The sequence below is a fragment of the Bacteroidota bacterium genome (genome assembly GCA_016722565.1).
In the GTDB taxonomy this organism is placed as follows: domain Bacteria; phylum Bacteroidota; class Bacteroidia; order 2-12-FULL-35-15; family 2-12-FULL-35-15; genus 2-12-FULL-35-15.
Genome location: JADKIU010000002.1, coordinates 166,698 through 181,200 on the forward strand (window position 1 = coordinate 166,698; position 14,503 = coordinate 181,200).

14 protein-coding genes and 1 tRNA gene are annotated in these 14,503 nt (G+C 33.3%); 4 read left to right on the plus strand and 11 right to left on the minus strand.

Annotation, left to right across the window (positions count from 1 at the left end; translation table 11 throughout):
* Positions 1–19: 19 nt before the first annotated feature.
* The 3 genes from IPP64_06075 to IPP64_06085 form a co-directional block, all read right to left on the minus strand.
* Positions 20–1,969, minus strand: coding sequence for a T9SS type A sorting domain-containing protein (locus IPP64_06075; GenBank protein MBL0328976.1), 1,950 nt, complete (start codon positions 1,967–1,969; stop codon positions 20–22).
* A 121-nt stretch (positions 1,970–2,090) separates the two neighbouring features.
* Complete coding sequence (locus IPP64_06080; protein ID MBL0328977.1) at positions 2,091–3,281, minus strand: glycosyltransferase; 1,191 nt, start codon at positions 3,279–3,281, stop codon at positions 2,091–2,093.
* Positions 3,278–5,413 carry a cation-translocating P-type ATPase gene (locus IPP64_06085; protein ID MBL0328978.1) on the minus strand — a complete coding sequence of 712 codons (2,136 nt, stop codon included), beginning with the start codon at positions 5,411–5,413 and terminating at the stop codon, positions 3,278–3,280. The genes IPP64_06080 and IPP64_06085 overlap by 4 nt, the downstream gene beginning before the upstream one ends.
* A 118-nt stretch (positions 5,414–5,531) precedes the next feature.
* Between IPP64_06085 and IPP64_06090 the strand changes: the two genes are divergently transcribed.
* A tRNA-His gene (locus tag IPP64_06090) sits at positions 5,532–5,605 on the plus strand.
* Positions 5,606–5,946: 341 nt separating this feature from the next.
* Here the strand turns inward: IPP64_06090 and nhaD are convergent.
* The 6 genes from nhaD to IPP64_06120 form a co-directional block, all read right to left on the minus strand.
* Positions 5,947–7,227 (minus strand): sodium:proton antiporter NhaD, encoded by a 1,281-nt coding sequence (nhaD, locus tag IPP64_06095; protein ID MBL0328979.1) that lies wholly within the window; start codon positions 7,225–7,227, stop codon positions 5,947–5,949.
* 329 nt (positions 7,228–7,556) lie between these two features.
* A complete protein-coding gene (locus IPP64_06100) occupies positions 7,557–7,841 on the minus strand; it encodes a hypothetical protein (protein MBL0328980.1) in 285 nt (94 codons plus the stop codon).
* 62 nt (positions 7,842–7,903) lie between these two features.
* Positions 7,904–8,056, minus strand: coding sequence for a hypothetical protein (locus IPP64_06105; protein ID MBL0328981.1), 153 nt, complete (start codon positions 8,054–8,056; stop codon positions 7,904–7,906).
* A gap of 51 nt (positions 8,057–8,107) precedes the next feature.
* Positions 8,108–8,269, minus strand: coding sequence for a hypothetical protein (locus IPP64_06110; protein MBL0328982.1), 162 nt, complete (start codon positions 8,267–8,269; stop codon positions 8,108–8,110).
* Complete coding sequence (locus IPP64_06115) at positions 8,270–8,614, minus strand: aspartate 1-decarboxylase (protein ID MBL0328983.1); 345 nt, start codon at positions 8,612–8,614, stop codon at positions 8,270–8,272. It lies immediately after the preceding gene.
* 4 nt (positions 8,615–8,618) lie between these two features.
* Positions 8,619–9,314, minus strand: a complete 696-nt coding sequence (locus IPP64_06120; GenBank protein MBL0328984.1) for a Crp/Fnr family transcriptional regulator — start codon at positions 9,312–9,314, stop codon at positions 8,619–8,621.
* A gap of 149 nt (positions 9,315–9,463) precedes the next feature.
* On the opposite strand from IPP64_06120, the gene IPP64_06125 reads away from it, so the two are divergent.
* Both IPP64_06125 and IPP64_06130 read left to right on the plus strand, forming a co-directional pair.
* Positions 9,464–9,673: a hypothetical protein gene (locus tag IPP64_06125; GenBank protein MBL0328985.1), complete on the plus strand. Its 210-nt coding sequence runs from the start codon at positions 9,464–9,466 to the stop codon at positions 9,671–9,673.
* A gap of 79 nt (positions 9,674–9,752) precedes the next feature.
* Positions 9,753–11,090 carry a lysine 2,3-aminomutase gene (locus IPP64_06130; protein ID MBL0328986.1) on the plus strand — a complete coding sequence of 446 codons (1,338 nt, stop codon included), beginning with the start codon at positions 9,753–9,755 and terminating at the stop codon, positions 11,088–11,090.
* Positions 11,091–11,250: 160 nt separating this feature from the next.
* Here the strand turns inward: IPP64_06130 and IPP64_06135 are convergent, their stop codons facing one another.
* On the minus strand, positions 11,251–11,712 hold the full coding sequence (locus IPP64_06135) for a hypothetical protein (protein MBL0328987.1): 462 nt from the start codon (positions 11,710–11,712) through the stop codon (positions 11,251–11,253).
* Between the two features lie 224 nt (positions 11,713–11,936).
* Positions 11,937–12,449 carry a hypothetical protein gene (locus IPP64_06140; protein ID MBL0328988.1) on the minus strand — a complete coding sequence of 171 codons (513 nt, stop codon included), beginning with the start codon at positions 12,447–12,449 and terminating at the stop codon, positions 11,937–11,939.
* A gap of 123 nt (positions 12,450–12,572) precedes the next feature.
* Here IPP64_06140 and IPP64_06145 point away from each other — a divergent pair, with 123 nt between their 5' ends.
* Positions 12,573–14,351 carry a chloride channel protein gene (locus IPP64_06145; GenBank protein MBL0328989.1) on the plus strand — a complete coding sequence of 593 codons (1,779 nt, stop codon included), beginning with the start codon at positions 12,573–12,575 and terminating at the stop codon, positions 14,349–14,351.
* Positions 14,352–14,503 lie beyond the last annotated feature (152 nt).

A 14,503-nucleotide genomic window follows, 5' to 3' on the forward strand; every position in this document is an offset into this window, starting at 1 on the left:
AATTTTAATCAAACAAAAACTATTTCACAATTAGCTTTTGGCTGTATGTTTTTCCTTCAACAACAGTACTTACAAAATAAATACCAGTGTTGTAAGCTGTAATATCTAATTGAATAGTATTGTTACCAGCAATTAAATTTTTATTCATTGTGGTAACCGCTTGTCCAACTGTATTGTAAACAGTAACACTTGCTTTAGAAGATTTTGCTGAATTAAATACTAAGTTTACATTGTTGGATGCAGGGTTAGGATACAAGCTGATTTCAGAAAGTAATTCGTTTTCAGAAACCGATGCTCCACATGCTAAATCAGCAACTGGGATTTTGTAGTAAATAATGTTAGCTGGACCTGCTTGTGGATCCGGAGTTGTGGTTGTAGAAACACCATGTCCTGCAGCTTGGTCATCTTGTACAATTACATGCACAAAACCATCAACATCTTTTGCCATTGCTCCGTAAGAACCTTCATGATAATCAAACGATGCGCTTGTGTAGTCTGGTTGAGTAATATCAATTGGATCACACCATGTAGCACCATTGTCATCAGAACGCATTACGTATTGGTGACGGAAGCTTTTTCCTGGATTAACAGGGTCAGTTAAAGTAGCATTTGCAATGTCGTATCCTTCTCCGATATCATTGATTCCTTCGAAAACTGAACTATATGTTACAAATAATTTACCTGATGCATCGATACCGGCACTTGGGAAAGAGGTTAAAGATGTTTGGAATGTCCCAACACCTAATACCGCACCGGTAGGATCGTTGTATACGTTTAATAAACCATCGCTGTTGTAATCTTTACAAGCAGCAATCATAACAGGAGCAGAAGTACCCATTGTTTCGTTCCAGTACATTAAGCCATCAGTATAAGGGAAATAAGATAATGCTGAACCATCACCCAAAACGCGCATTCTTCCGAAGAATACATGTGCATTGTTTGAAGCGTCTAATATCACATTTACAGATGCATCATTAGATTCAACTGTATCAGGATTTCCATCCGCAGGATTTGTATCTCCTGTTGTCATTGTTGTAGCATCAAATAAAGGAATAGGGAATTGGTGAACAATTGTTTTTGTCCATGTATTTCCATCGTCTGTTGATTTGATTAATACAACATCCACATCAAAACCACCAGCAACAATAGCAATGGTTGATCCGTTAGCATCAATTGAATAAGAATCTCCACCAAAACCAAGGTAAGATGCAGCATCAATTTGAGGGATTACTGTTCTGATTTTATCCCAGGTAACACCACCATCCAATGAACGTGTGTATGCAATTGCACCATCTTGTCCCATGTATGGAGTCGTTCCTGTTCCAGATGTTTGAGAGATAACATGCATCGATTGACCAGCAGGTCCACCAACTACAATACGAGCCCAAACATCAGGTACACCTAATGTTGTTTGTGTCCAAGCTCCTGTTCCTTTTACTGGACGTTTTAAGAATGCTAAATCTGTAGTAGCTGTAGTGTGCGCCACAACAACTTCTCCACCCGAACCAGTTGTTCCAAGGTTTGTAAATCCTGTTCTAACAGTTTCGATACGTACAGTTGGACTTGGCATCCATGCTGTACCATCAAAATAGTTGTAGCCTGTTCCTCTGTCTGCCCAAGCAGGGTCAGCAGCGAATGTCCAAGTTGCACCAACTGTACCATCAGCATTTTTTACAATACGATTACAGATTGAAGCATTTGTTTGGTTTTGATATTCAGTTGTTCCGATAACAGCAGATGTAAAAGCTCTGTTTGTTGGTTCTACTTGCGGTCTACCGCTTAAGTTGTATACCATCGATTCAAAAGAATCAGTTGGTCCGCCTAGTGGTGCTTGAACCGCAGCTGATTGTTTTGCAGCAAATGGCTTCACTTTTTGTAGGGAAACTATTGAAGGACCGGTATACGTGCCTTGAGCAATAGCAGCACTTCCAACTCCAAAAGCTAACCCAATTAGTAAGGATTTTTTCATAGCATTTAAATTTTAAGATTAATTGAGGGTTAAATTGTAATACAAATATAATATAATGAGAATAGTATGCAAATATTTTGCTAAGAACTTGTAAGGATTGTTAATAAATGGTGAAGAGAGGCTAAGATGGCTGATTTTTGTTCAAAATTCGATGGTATAAATCCTGGTATTTCTCACCAACTTTTTTATAACTGAAATGTTCTTGAGCATATTTACTTAACACATTTTTTTGATAATATCCATGTTTACATTTGTCAATTACCTTATTTAATGTTTGCAAGAGTGCCTTTTCATCACCTGGTTTCACCAATGATCCCAATTGTTCTTTAATGTGCTCCGGTATTCCCCCTACATCCGATGAAACTATCGTAATGCCACTTGCTAAAGCTTCTACTATAACACAGGGTAGATTTTCATAGTTGGAAAAAAGAATAAAGCAATCAGACGTTCGCATAATGGATGCTACTTCTGAGGTTGTTTTTGTTCCATCAAAAAAAGCAACGGTGTTATAAATGTTTAATTTTTTTGCTGTTTCAATGTGTGGAGTGGTATCACCATCCCCAATAAACCAAATTTCAAAATCGGTACGTTTTTCCGACAAATCCTTTGCTACTCGAAGCATACCGGAAATGTTTTTATGCAAATTGTCTAATGTTGAGATGTGAATAATTTTTATTTTATCGTGTGTTTTGGCTGTTTCTAAAGGATGAAATAATTGTGTGTCGGTTACATTGTAAATTACTTCATAATCATTTTTTAATCCCAATTGCTGCATTGCTTCTCCTAAGTTTTTAGAAACAGGCGTAATGCAATTGGCATTTTTTGCAATAATTTTTGAAAGCACTCTTTCTACTATGCTGCGGTGTGCCTTTTTTGAAGGCAAATAGCCGGTCCAATGTTCCGTAATAATATAAGGGATATGCTTCGTTTTTTTTAGATACCAAGCAACTATACCTGCGGGATAGAGTTTATTGTGATGAATCAAGTCAATTGTCACAAATTGTTGTCTTACTTTTTCTAATCCAATTCGGTGTGCCTTGATGTAGCGTATAACTTTTTGTAAATGTGATACAATCGGAATAGAATGATTTATTTTTTTATAATACACGTTAATGGTGAGCACATTGTTTATTTCTTCCGTTACTAGTTCGTATGTTTCTTTGTTTGTTTCGTCCGAACAAACGTATAAGGCAATAACATTCGATTGCAATGCAACTGCTTCTGCATGTTTTTGAACAAAATTTCCAAGAGTTGGAAAAACTCGGCTGGGGTACCAACTTGAAAGAAAAAGGATATTTAATTTTTTATTCATTTCAATTTCTTTTTCTTCAAACGGATGGAATTGCCAATAACAATCACATCGGAAAATGCCATGGAGAGTGCACCCAGCATTGGATTTAATAAGCCTGCAGCAGCAATTGGAATCGCGATTACATTGTAAAAAAATGCCCAAAATAAATTTTGTTTGATGGTAATCAAGGTATGCTTACTAATAAGTTGTGCTTCTACTAATGTTGTTAAATCGTTATGTTTTAATAGAACAATCTGTGCTTGCTGAATAGCAACTTGAGTGGCATTGCTTAAAGATATGCCTACATTTGCTTTGGCCAAAGCTGGTGCATCATTAATTCCGTCACCCACCATTGCAGTAGGTGTTTCTGAATTTAATTTTTCAATTAGAACTAATTTCTGAGCTGGAGATTGTTCACTATAAACAGTAGAAATGCCTACTTCTTTTGAAAAAGCATCACATTTTGTTTTGCTATCCCCGCTTAATAAAACACTGTTGATTCCATTTGCTTTGAGTGTTGCGATGGTTTCTTTTACATTTGCCTTTAAAGCATCAGTAATATCAATCATGGCAATAAGGGCATTGTTTTTTGTAAGGTAAATGTTGTGTGAGGAATCACTTGTAAGCGTTTCTGCTATTTTATAGGATCCTACTTTGTATTCATTCTTATTGGAATCAATCGCGAATATTCCTAGTCCTTTTTCTTCTCGGATAGTATCAAATGTTATCAAGGCTTCAGTCGTACTCAATTCTTTTACAATCGACTTTGCAATCGGATGGGAGGAATGTTGTTCCAGCTGGAAAAGAATTGCTTTTACTTCCTCTTCTTTACTATTAAAGCATTGAATTTTCTGAATTTTAAATTCTCCAGTGGTTAATGTTCCGGTTTTGTCAAATACAATCGTTTTGATTTTAGCAAATTCTTCTAATGTATTTCCACCTTTAATAAGAATCCCTCGTTTTGCGGCTCTCCCAATTCCTACCATTACTGCGGTTGGTGTAGCTAATCCCATTGCGCATGGACAAGAAATAACAAGAACAGCAATACTGCGCATCATTGCTTCGCGGAGTGTTAGCTCCAATAAAAACGGTGATACAAAGAAGGTGAGTAACGAAATGCCCAATACAATTGGGACAAAAATGGCACTTATTTTATCACCTAATTTCTGGATATCCGGTTTTGCTTGTTGCGCTTTTTTTACGAGCTCAATGATTTTAGAAAGTGTGGTGTCATTTCCAACTCTTTCTGCACGCATACGGAAGTTCCCATTCAAAACGATAGTGCCGCCCGTTACTTTTTGACCCGTTGTTTTTTCTGCAGGAATACTTTCTCCTGTAAGCATTGCTTCATCAATGCTAGCTTCACCTGAAATTAGTTCCCCATCTACCGGGACTTTGTCGCCTGAATTCACTTGCAATAATGCACCAACGGGAATATCCTTGTAATTAATCTCAGTAATAACTTCTTTTCCAAATTGCAATCCCACAATCTTAGCTGTACTCACATTTAAAGACGTTAGTTCTTTAATTGCAGAGGTAGTCTGTTTTACAGAACGTTGCTCTAAGACATTGCCCAATAATACCAGGGTGATGATGGTAGCTGTTGTTTCGAAAAATAGATAATTGTGAGCCTGGTGGGAATCGAATAAATACATTCCGATAACACTATATATGAAAGCCGCAGAAGATCCAATAAATATAAGGACATCCATGTTAGGAACTCCTATTTTAACAGAGCCGAATGCACTTTTCCCGAATTGAATCAATCCAATCACAAATACCGGGATACATATCAATAATTGGACGATTGGCTGATTTAATAGAAAGTCGTGTGGAAGGAGCATATGACTAAAAAAAAGCACAGCTGTAAAAGGAATGGTTGCAAAAAAACGCTTTTCGATGGTCGAGCGTTTGCCTTCATTTGCTTCCTTTATTTTACTGTCAATTACTTTGTATCCAAGACTTTGTATCTCTTTTATGGCTGGTGGAAGGATGTGTTTGTTTTGTAAGTAAAAACTAGCCTCTCCGGTAGCAAAATCAACATGAACATTCTCCATACCACTTTTTTGGAGGCTTTTCGTGATTCCGGCAGCGCAGTTGGCGCAATCCATTCCTTCTATGTGAAGAATAGTGTTTTGTGGTTGTTGCTCCATAGTAGCTACGAAATTACTAATAAATGACGGGGAGTGGAAGTAAAATAGCGCAAATTATTTGTAGTAATATTTCGTACAATTATAAAAAATTCTATCTTTGCACCCTCAAAACACTATGGTGGCCATAGTTCAGTTGGTTAGAATATCGGTTTGTGGTACCGAGGGTCGTGGGTTCGAGCCCCATTGGCCACCCTTAATTCAAAAGCTCCTAATTTTAGGGGCTTTTGTCATTTTTAGATTTCTCCCGTTAAAAACAGAGAAAAACTTTCTAGGTAAATCAACCCTTTTATGAATATTTAGGTTGTTCGAGCCCCAGTCCGGGGTGATAGGTTTTTATTAAGTTTGAGGAATAACTTTAAATTTTAATAAATATGTCGAAGAACAAAAATCCACTTGAAGGCTTATCAGTAGAAGAAATTAAATTTCTTGATATGTTGGCTAGAATATTTGTAAAGTCAATTATTAAAAAGGTCGAGGAACATAATCAGTTAGCGTTGATTTTTGAGTCAAAAAAATTAAATAAAAAGTAATCATTAACTAAAAATATGATGCTGTAAAATATAGGTAAAAGCACCAGCAAAATATCCAAGCAACGCTAACCATGAAATTTTTTTCATATACCAAAAGAAATCAATCTTTTCCATTCCCATAGCTGCAACACCAGCTGCTGAACCAATAATTAGTGCGCTTCCTCCTGTTCCAGCACAATATGCAAGAAACTCCCAAAAGTAATGATCTGTAGGGTATGTTTGTAAATCATGCATTCCCATAGATGCAGCAACAAGTGGAACATTGTCTACAATTGCAGAAAGCAATCCAACAGACATCACCACAATATTGATGTTGCCTATTTTTTCATCCATTAGAGTTGCAAGTTGTTCTAGCTGTCCTGTTGATTGAAGGGCAGAAATAGAAATAAGAATTCCAAGAAAAAACAGGACGCTCGGCATATCAATTTTACGAAGAGCATGAAGAACGGAGTATGTATTCTTATCAGATTCATCTTTGTCTTTGTGAATAAGTTCTGAGATTATCCATAGTATTCCCAAGCCGAAAAGCATTCCCATAAATGGTGGGAGATGAGTAATGGTTTTGAAAACAGGAACAAAAAGAAGAATTCCTAATCCTGAAAAAAAGATGGTGTTTCTTTCAAAACGAGATGCAATAGATTTATGGTCATCACCAGACAAAACAGGTCTTTTTATGCTTCCTTTCATATTAAAAGAAATGGCTAGAAGCGGAACGACTAAACAAACCAGACTTGGAATAAACAGATTTAAGATTATATTTTTTGTTGTTACTTGACCCCCTATCCAAAGCATAGTTGTTGTAACATCTCCAATTGGAGACCAAGCACCACCAGCATTAGCTGAAATTACCACCATCCCGATAAACAACATTCTGTCATTCTTACTATCAATAAGCTTTCTTAAAAGAGAAACCAAAACGATAGTTGTTGTAAGATTGTCAAGAACAGCAGACAGAAAAAATGCGAGAAAGCAAATTATCCAAAGAAGTTTTCTTTTACTTAGTGTGGTAATAGCATTGGTAATTACTTCAAACCCATCGTGCGCATCAATAAGCTCAACAATAGTCATTGCTCCCATAAGAAAGAAAAGAATTCCAGAGATTTCACCTAAATGCTCAGTTAATTGTTCATTAATAAGATGGCTGTCTGTCGAAAATAATATATATATAGTCCAGCAAAGAACACCAGTAAGAAGAGCAATTGCAGCTTTGTTTATGCTAATCGAATGTTCAAGAGTAATGAATAAATAACCAAGAATAAAGAGTGTAATAATGGCAATCCCCATAAGTATCTATATTTCAATTAAAAAATCATTGTCAAAAAAACGAAAGAAGGCGAAGTATTGAATCAGCAAAACAATACTTACACCTTCAATCGTAAAATCACAATAAAATTAAAATTCACAAACAAAAAAGTAAATTTATTATTGCGTATCATTAAAATCAATTATAAAATATTTGCTCTAGCTCCAGTTCAATCTGCACTTTAACTATAACTAGCGATTCTGTAGTCATCTTTTCCAAATCCTCTCTCACAGCAATCTTACTATACTCTAATATATATTTTATCAAATATTCTCTATCCATATAATTAAAGCAAAATCATTAAAATTTGTTACAAATTAATCTTTTTCTTTATATAATTCATGGCAAACAACTCAATTTCTTCTTCGATTAAGAATATTTTTGGCTTTCTATCTCCATCCATAATAAGCTCTCCTTGAGTGAAATTAACTATCTCTCCTTCATGAAAATCATAAGGACTAGAGAATTTAAAATAGCAAAGAAATCCACCATCTTGAATAGGCTCTGGCTGCTCTTTTTGAAAACAATATAAAGGCTGTATGATTAACCATACAGTAATGTTATTAATATTAAAATTGGACACTATTATGTTCATTTCTGTTTTTTTGCAACGAAAAAAATATATTTAAAACTACTAGCGATGAAAAATTAAAAAAGCTAATTAGACGCTTTGTAATTTTTTTTCATTATTTCTATTTCTATATTCACCTGAATCATTTTAAGAGCCTCAATACTAAGTTTTTCCAATTCTGTTTTTTCAGCGTTGACATTAAAAACTAAAATAAAATTTATTAAATCTTCCTTTTCCATAACATTCTAAATTCTTTGGTTTCGAAAACCAACTAGCAATGATTCAAACCGTCAAGAAGACACTTCTCGAATACTAATAATTTTACCACCTGGATAAGCAATCAAAACTTCGACATAAACATCCGAATAACGCTCTCCTGTGAAGATTTCTTCCTTTATTTCATTATTATACTCAAAAATCACCATCCATTGTTTCATATTACTCTTAGACAATTAAATTGAATTATCTCTTTTAGGAAAAATAATTTTAGGCTTAAATGTTTTCGCTTTTGTTAAAGTCATTCCAGCATAAGCAATAATAATTACCTTATCTGTTTTACAGATTTTTAGGGCAGCAGGACCATTCATGCAAATTTCACCGCTTCCTCTTTTACCTTTGATTACATAGGTTATTAATCGTTCACTGTTTCTGTGATTCACCACATGAACTTGCTCACCTTCAATAATATCAACAGCTTCCATTAAATTTTCGTCAATTGTAATGCTCCCTATATAATCTACATTTGCTTCCGTAATAAAAGCATTATGAATTTTTGACTTTAAAACTTGTAATTGCATACTCTTATAATTCTGAAACAAGGTTCAATAAAGCACGAGGTTTAAGAATAATTATTTTAGTGCCTTTAGATGTAATAATTTTGTCATCTTTAAATATTCTAAGCATTCTAACCAATGTTTCTTTGGCTGTCCCAACAAAACCTGCAAAGTCATCCCTGTTAATTGAAATTGCTATCGACTTTGATTTATCTTCATCGCGCTGATATACTTTATTAAGTATGAGCAAACTTAATGCAACTCGTTCTTTCACTCCATATTGAGAGAAAACAGTCATTTTGTTTATCCAAACAGAAAATTCTTTTGAAAGAGTGAGTAGTAATTCATTTGCCAACGTAGAAGACTTGTCTAATAAACTTAAAAACAACTCTCTTGAAATAAATGAAACAACTGTATTGTCCATTGCAACAGCAGAAACAGGATGAGGCTCATTCGCTAATATTGGCCTGTACCCAAAATAGTCTCCTTTCTTGTATATGTATACAATGCTTTGCTTTCCTTCATTGTTCATTTGAAAAATTTTCACTTTCCCTTTTCTAACAATATAAACTCCGCGAGAAAAACTTTTTTCTTTAAAAATATATTCTCCTTGTGAATACTCTTTCCTAGCTAACCTTCCTTTTACAAGCCTAGATTCTTCCTCTGTAAGATAGTCAAACAGAGAAGACGATTTCAAATGATAGTTATCAATATTCAGCTCCATGATGTAAGTTTAAGAATCTTTATATAAATGAAAATTGACAAATGTCAATTTATACTTCAAAAGTAGGATGTATATTTGTGTCGTTAATAATTTTACAACCCCCATATGACCTGTTAATGCGCTACGGCATTAACAGGTTTTTTTCTTTGATGAGCAATTTTCAAACTAAAATATTACAAAAGGTGCTGAATGCCATTGATTCTGATGACATTCTTACAATTGCTTTGCATGTAGAATCTAATTTATCAAAAGAACAGATTGATAAATTACAAAAAATGTTAAAAACAGAACTTCAACAAAAAAATGAATCTTCCGATAACATTCATTGCATAAAACAATTTCTAAATTTTATAGAGTAATCAATTTTCGTAATTGACAATTATCAATGCATTTAAAAAGTTGTATGCTTTTCTTTGCAATATAATTAATTTAATTCCAATGAAACTACAATCCTATTCACTTCACAATTATAAAAACATTCCACAGATTAAAAATCTTTCAGCTGAACAGATTGAGGCAATAGAAATTGTAGGTAATGTTCTGCCATTTAAAACGAATAATTACGTAGTAAATGAATTGATTGATTGGAACAACTTAGAAAATGACCCAATGTTCAAACTTACATTTCCTCAAAAAGGAATGTTAAGTAAGGAACATTACAAAGCAATGAAAATTGTTTTAGACCACACTACTAATAAAGATGAAATAAAAAAAGTGGCAATGGCAATTCGGAATGAATTGAATCCACACCCAGCTGGACAAATTGAACACAATACCCCTGAAGTAAATGGCGAAAAACTCATGGGTATGCAACACAAGTATAAAGAAACCGTATTATTTTTTCCAAGTCAAGGGCAAACATGTCACGCCTACTGCACGTTTTGTTTTAGGTGGCCTCAGTTTGTAGGTATGGAAGAATTAAAATTTGCTACAAAAGAGGCTTCATTACTGAAGCAGTATGTAATAGAAAATCCACAAGTAACAGATGTTTTATTTACTGGTGGAGACCCGATGATAATGAAAGCAAAAATATTTGCAACATATATTAACCCACTATTGGAAAGCAACATCCCCAACTTGCAAACCATTCGAATAGGAACAAAATCATTGTCCTATTGGCCTTATAAATTTACAAATGATGATGATGCCGATGAAATGTTAAATCTTTTTGAAGCAATCATAAAAAAAGGAATTAACTTATCTATCATGGCACATTTCTCTCATCCTGTGGAACTGGAGACAGAAGCCGTAAAACAAGCAATTAAAAGATTGAGAAGTATTGGAGTACAAATCAGAACGCAGTCTCCGGTTTTAAAACACATTAATGATTCGCCTGAAGTATGGGCTGATATGTGGAGAAAACAAGTCAATTTAAATTGCATTCCATATTATATGTTTATTCCGAGAGACACAGGTGCGCAAGATTATTTTGCTATCACACTTGAAGATGCTTGGAATATTTTCAGAAACGCATATCAAAAAGTAAGTGGCGTTTGCAGAACTGTTAGAGGGCCTAGCATGTCATGTACGCCTGGCAAAGTACAAGTTCTTGGGATTTCAGAAGTAAATGGAGAAAAGATTTTTGTTTTACGCATGTTACAAGGAAGAAATCCAGATTGGGTAGCCAAGCCATTTTTTGCAAAGTTTGATAAAGATGCAATATGGATGGATGAGTTAAAACCTGCTTTCGGGGAAAATAAATTCTTTTTTGAGGATGAACTCGAATGGCTTTTCAATGAACATGTTTATGATGATGAAAAAAATCGATTTGAATAAATGAACTATTTGCACATAACAGGATTTATCTTTTTAACAGCACTTGGGATAACAATTTTTCTCGGGATTGTATCGTATTGGTATTTAAAAGGTAAGAATAAAAAAAATAAAAACAAAAACGTTGATGCAGAATCCGATGATCCTCATTTTGGAATATAAACTAAATAAGATTATCCAACTTTTCATCATACACCGTTTTAGTTGACATAATTCCAATCATCATCATTACACTAGAAGCTATAATTACAAAAAAGAGAATTCCTTCATTAAAATAGCTTGTTTGAAAGTGTGATGGAATACTGTAGAAAAGAACAATTGTAATAAGGCCTCTCGGAGCAATAAAAATTTCTGGGAAGACATTTGATTTAGAAATAAAACGAAGGAAGATAAATCGTGTTAAAAGAATGCAAATTGTTATTAAGCCTCCAATCAAAATAACGTTTATATCATTCAGCAAAATCAAGTTGATAGAAAATCCAAATAAAATAAAGAAGAACGTTCGAACTATAAATGCGGTTTCTGCTGTTATCTGACTTAGTTCTTTTGTTACAGATTGTAACCTTTCTAAATGCAAATAATTAGCCAATTTACCTTTGATAAATTTGTCGACATTATTAAGCATTAATCCGAAAATGAGAATGAACAGCAAAGAAGGCAAATGAAACATTTTACTAATTGAATAGATTAAAATGAGTATCGCAAAAATTAAATAAAATTTTATGTGTGTTCGTGTATAATTTAAAAGAAACAACAGAATGATTGTGCTCACAGCCGAAATTGATAGAATTAGTAATAGATTAATAAAAAAGGACAAGATGGAACTTCCGCTTGTTACGTTACCAATTATTATATAATTAAAAAGCATAATCCCAATAATGTCTGAGAAGGTGCTTTCATACACAATAAACTCCTTTTTTCTTCGGACAATTTGTTTACGCTGGGTATTGCTATTGCACTACTAATAACACCTAATGGAACAGCATACACAACTGCAATTTGTAAAGTTAGTCCAACAAATTCAATCAATATCAATGCGATAAGGCTCGAAGTAGCCAACAATATAAGCAAAGCAGAAAGGAATGATTTTCCTATCAAGGGGAGTTTTTTACGAGTAATTTTTAAATCTAAAGAACCTTCAAGCACTATAAAAATTAGCCCAATAATTCCTAAAAGCTCTAGAGGAAGCTTTGTACCTACAAAATCAAATCCTGATTCTTTTGCAAGAAATTGCAATCCAACACCCGTTAACAATAATAAAATAACAGAAGGGACTTTAATTTTAGCAGATACCAGATTAAAAAGGTATGACAAAATAATTAAAACACTAACAATAATAAGGATATGATATGGATTACTCATTTTGTAAAATTAAGCATTTTATATCACTAAAGTGCCTATATTTGCTATCATTTAAGCACTATTATAAAATAATGATTAATATTATTTAATCGAAAAATAGAATTTCAAGATCAAATCGTTAATATGAATTTAAATAAGATTAATTATATTGAAAAAAGCATTAATTGGATTCATGAAAAAACGAATGAAAAACAATTTTTAATATTTTCTAGTGTTTTAGTTGGATTAAGCGCAGGACTTGCAGCAGTTATTTTAAAATCATTTGTATTTATTATCCGACAATATTTTTTGGAGGATTATTTATTAAAATTTGATTACAAATATTTATACCTCATTTTGCCATTAATAGGAATTGGTATAACGGTATTAATTGTAAAATATTTTTTTAAAAATCAATTTGAACGTGGTACATCTTCCATTTTATATACAATTGCAAAGAAAAGTAGTTTTCTTCCTTTTCATCAGATGTATTCTCATATTATCACAAGCGGTTTAACGGTTGGATTTGGTGGGTCAGCTGGACTTGAGTCTCCAATTGTAAGTACAGGTTCAGCCATAGGTTCAAATTTTGCAAAAACATATAAGTTAAGTTACAAAGACCGTACGCTATTATTAGCAGCTGGTGCAGCTGGAGGTATAGCAGGAGCATTTAACGCACCCATTGCAGGTGTTCTCTTTGCTTTAGAAGTTATTTTGGTAGACATTAGTATTTCAGCATTCATTCCCTTGCTAATTGCAGCTGCATCGGGAGCCTTATTATCAAAAATAATTTTAAATGAAAGCAATTTATTGTTTTTCAAATTGAAACAGCCATTTGATTATCACAACGTTTTACTATATATCATATTAGGATTATTAGCAGGTTTAGTTTCTTTGTATTACGTAAACTTCTTTGATAAAGTAGAATCAAAGTTTTCTAAAATTAATTCTAAATTTTCAAAATGGATAATTGGAGGAATTAGTTTGGCCTTTTTATTCGCTCTCTTTCCTTCATTGTTTGGGGAAGGTTATCAAAGTATTAAAGCCCTTTCAGAATCAAGAGCAATTGATTTATTTAAAGATAGCTTGCTAATAAGTTTTATTAATGATAAATGGATTTTATTAATCTTTATCACAATTACATTACTGCTTAAAGCTGTAGCAACAGGACTGACATTAGGAAGTGGAGGAAACGGAGGGAATTTTGCGCCCTCATTATTTGTTGGTGCATATTTAGGATTTGTATTTGCTTTTTTCCTATCATTAATTGGTTTTGATGATGTTCCTATCAGCAATTTTACAATTGTTGCAATGGCTGGTATATTGAGTGGGGTATTTCATGCGCCACTAACAGGAATATTTCTTATTGCTGAGATTACGGGTGGATATGAGTTAATTATTCCTTTAATGATTGTTTCTTCTATTAGTTATGTAGTTGTGAAATATTTTCATCCAGAATCGTTAGATGTTAAAAGATTAAAAGAAAAAGGTGCTGTTGTATCTGACAATAAAGACACAAACATTTTGAGTAAGATAGATGTAAAGGAAATGATAGAAACAGATTTTGCTACGATTCATTTTAAGGCCACTTTACGTGATATTGTAGAAACGATTAAACATTCTAAAAGAAACACATTCCCGATAGTTAAAAAGAACAATAAGCTGATTGGTATACTATTTCTTGATCATATAAGGGAAGAAATGTTTAATACAGAGCATTATGATACTGTAACGGCAAAAGAACTGATGAGAAAACCATCAACAGTTATTGATTCAAAAGAAGATATTTTTTCTATCATGAAGAAATTTGAAGAATCAGGTCAATGGAATTTGCCTGTAGTTGAAAATGAGATATACATTGGATTTTTATCTAAATCGACCATTCTTGATAAGTATAGACATGAATTATTGACAACGATATAATCCATCTATTCTATAGATGTCGTTGTTTTAATATTTCTCTATTTGGTGCTTCTTATTTTTTCAATTAACCTTAAAAAGTGTTCAATTTCATTCCCATTGGCCACCCTTAAAAATCTCAGCGAAAGCTGAGATTTTTTTTATTTAAATGAATG

Coding starts and splice junctions, on each gene's coding strand:
- IPP64_06075 (MBL0328976.1), bottom strand. CDS start 1,969: ATGAAAAAATCCTTACTAATTGGGTTAGCTTTTGGAGTTGGAAGTGCT.
- IPP64_06080 (MBL0328977.1), bottom strand. CDS start 3,281: ATGAATAAAAAATTAAATATCCTTTTTCTTTCAAGTTGGTACCCCAGC.
- IPP64_06085 (MBL0328978.1), bottom strand. CDS start 5,413: ATGGAGCAACAACCACAAAACACTATTCTTCACATAGAAGGAATGGAT.
- nhaD (MBL0328979.1), bottom strand. CDS start 7,227: ATGGGGATTGCCATTATTACACTCTTTATTCTTGGTTATTTATTCATT.
- IPP64_06100 (MBL0328980.1), bottom strand. CDS start 7,841: ATGAACATAATAGTGTCCAATTTTAATATTAATAACATTACTGTATGG.
- IPP64_06105 (MBL0328981.1), bottom strand. CDS start 8,056: ATGGAAAAGGAAGATTTAATAAATTTTATTTTAGTTTTTAATGTCAAC.
- IPP64_06115 (MBL0328983.1), bottom strand. CDS start 8,614: ATGCAATTACAAGTTTTAAAGTCAAAAATTCATAATGCTTTTATTACG.
- IPP64_06120 (MBL0328984.1), bottom strand. CDS start 9,314: ATGGAGCTGAATATTGATAACTATCATTTGAAATCGTCTTCTCTGTTT.
- IPP64_06125 (MBL0328985.1), top strand. CDS start 9,464: ATGAGCAATTTTCAAACTAAAATATTACAAAAGGTGCTGAATGCCATT.
- IPP64_06130 (MBL0328986.1), top strand. CDS start 9,753: ATGAAACTACAATCCTATTCACTTCACAATTATAAAAACATTCCACAG.
- IPP64_06135 (MBL0328987.1), bottom strand. CDS start 11,712: ATGCTTAATAATGTCGACAAATTTATCAAAGGTAAATTGGCTAATTAT.
- IPP64_06140 (MBL0328988.1), bottom strand. CDS start 12,449: ATGAGTAATCCATATCATATCCTTATTATTGTTAGTGTTTTAATTATT.
- IPP64_06145 (MBL0328989.1), top strand. CDS start 12,573: ATGAATTTAAATAAGATTAATTATATTGAAAAAAGCATTAATTGGATT.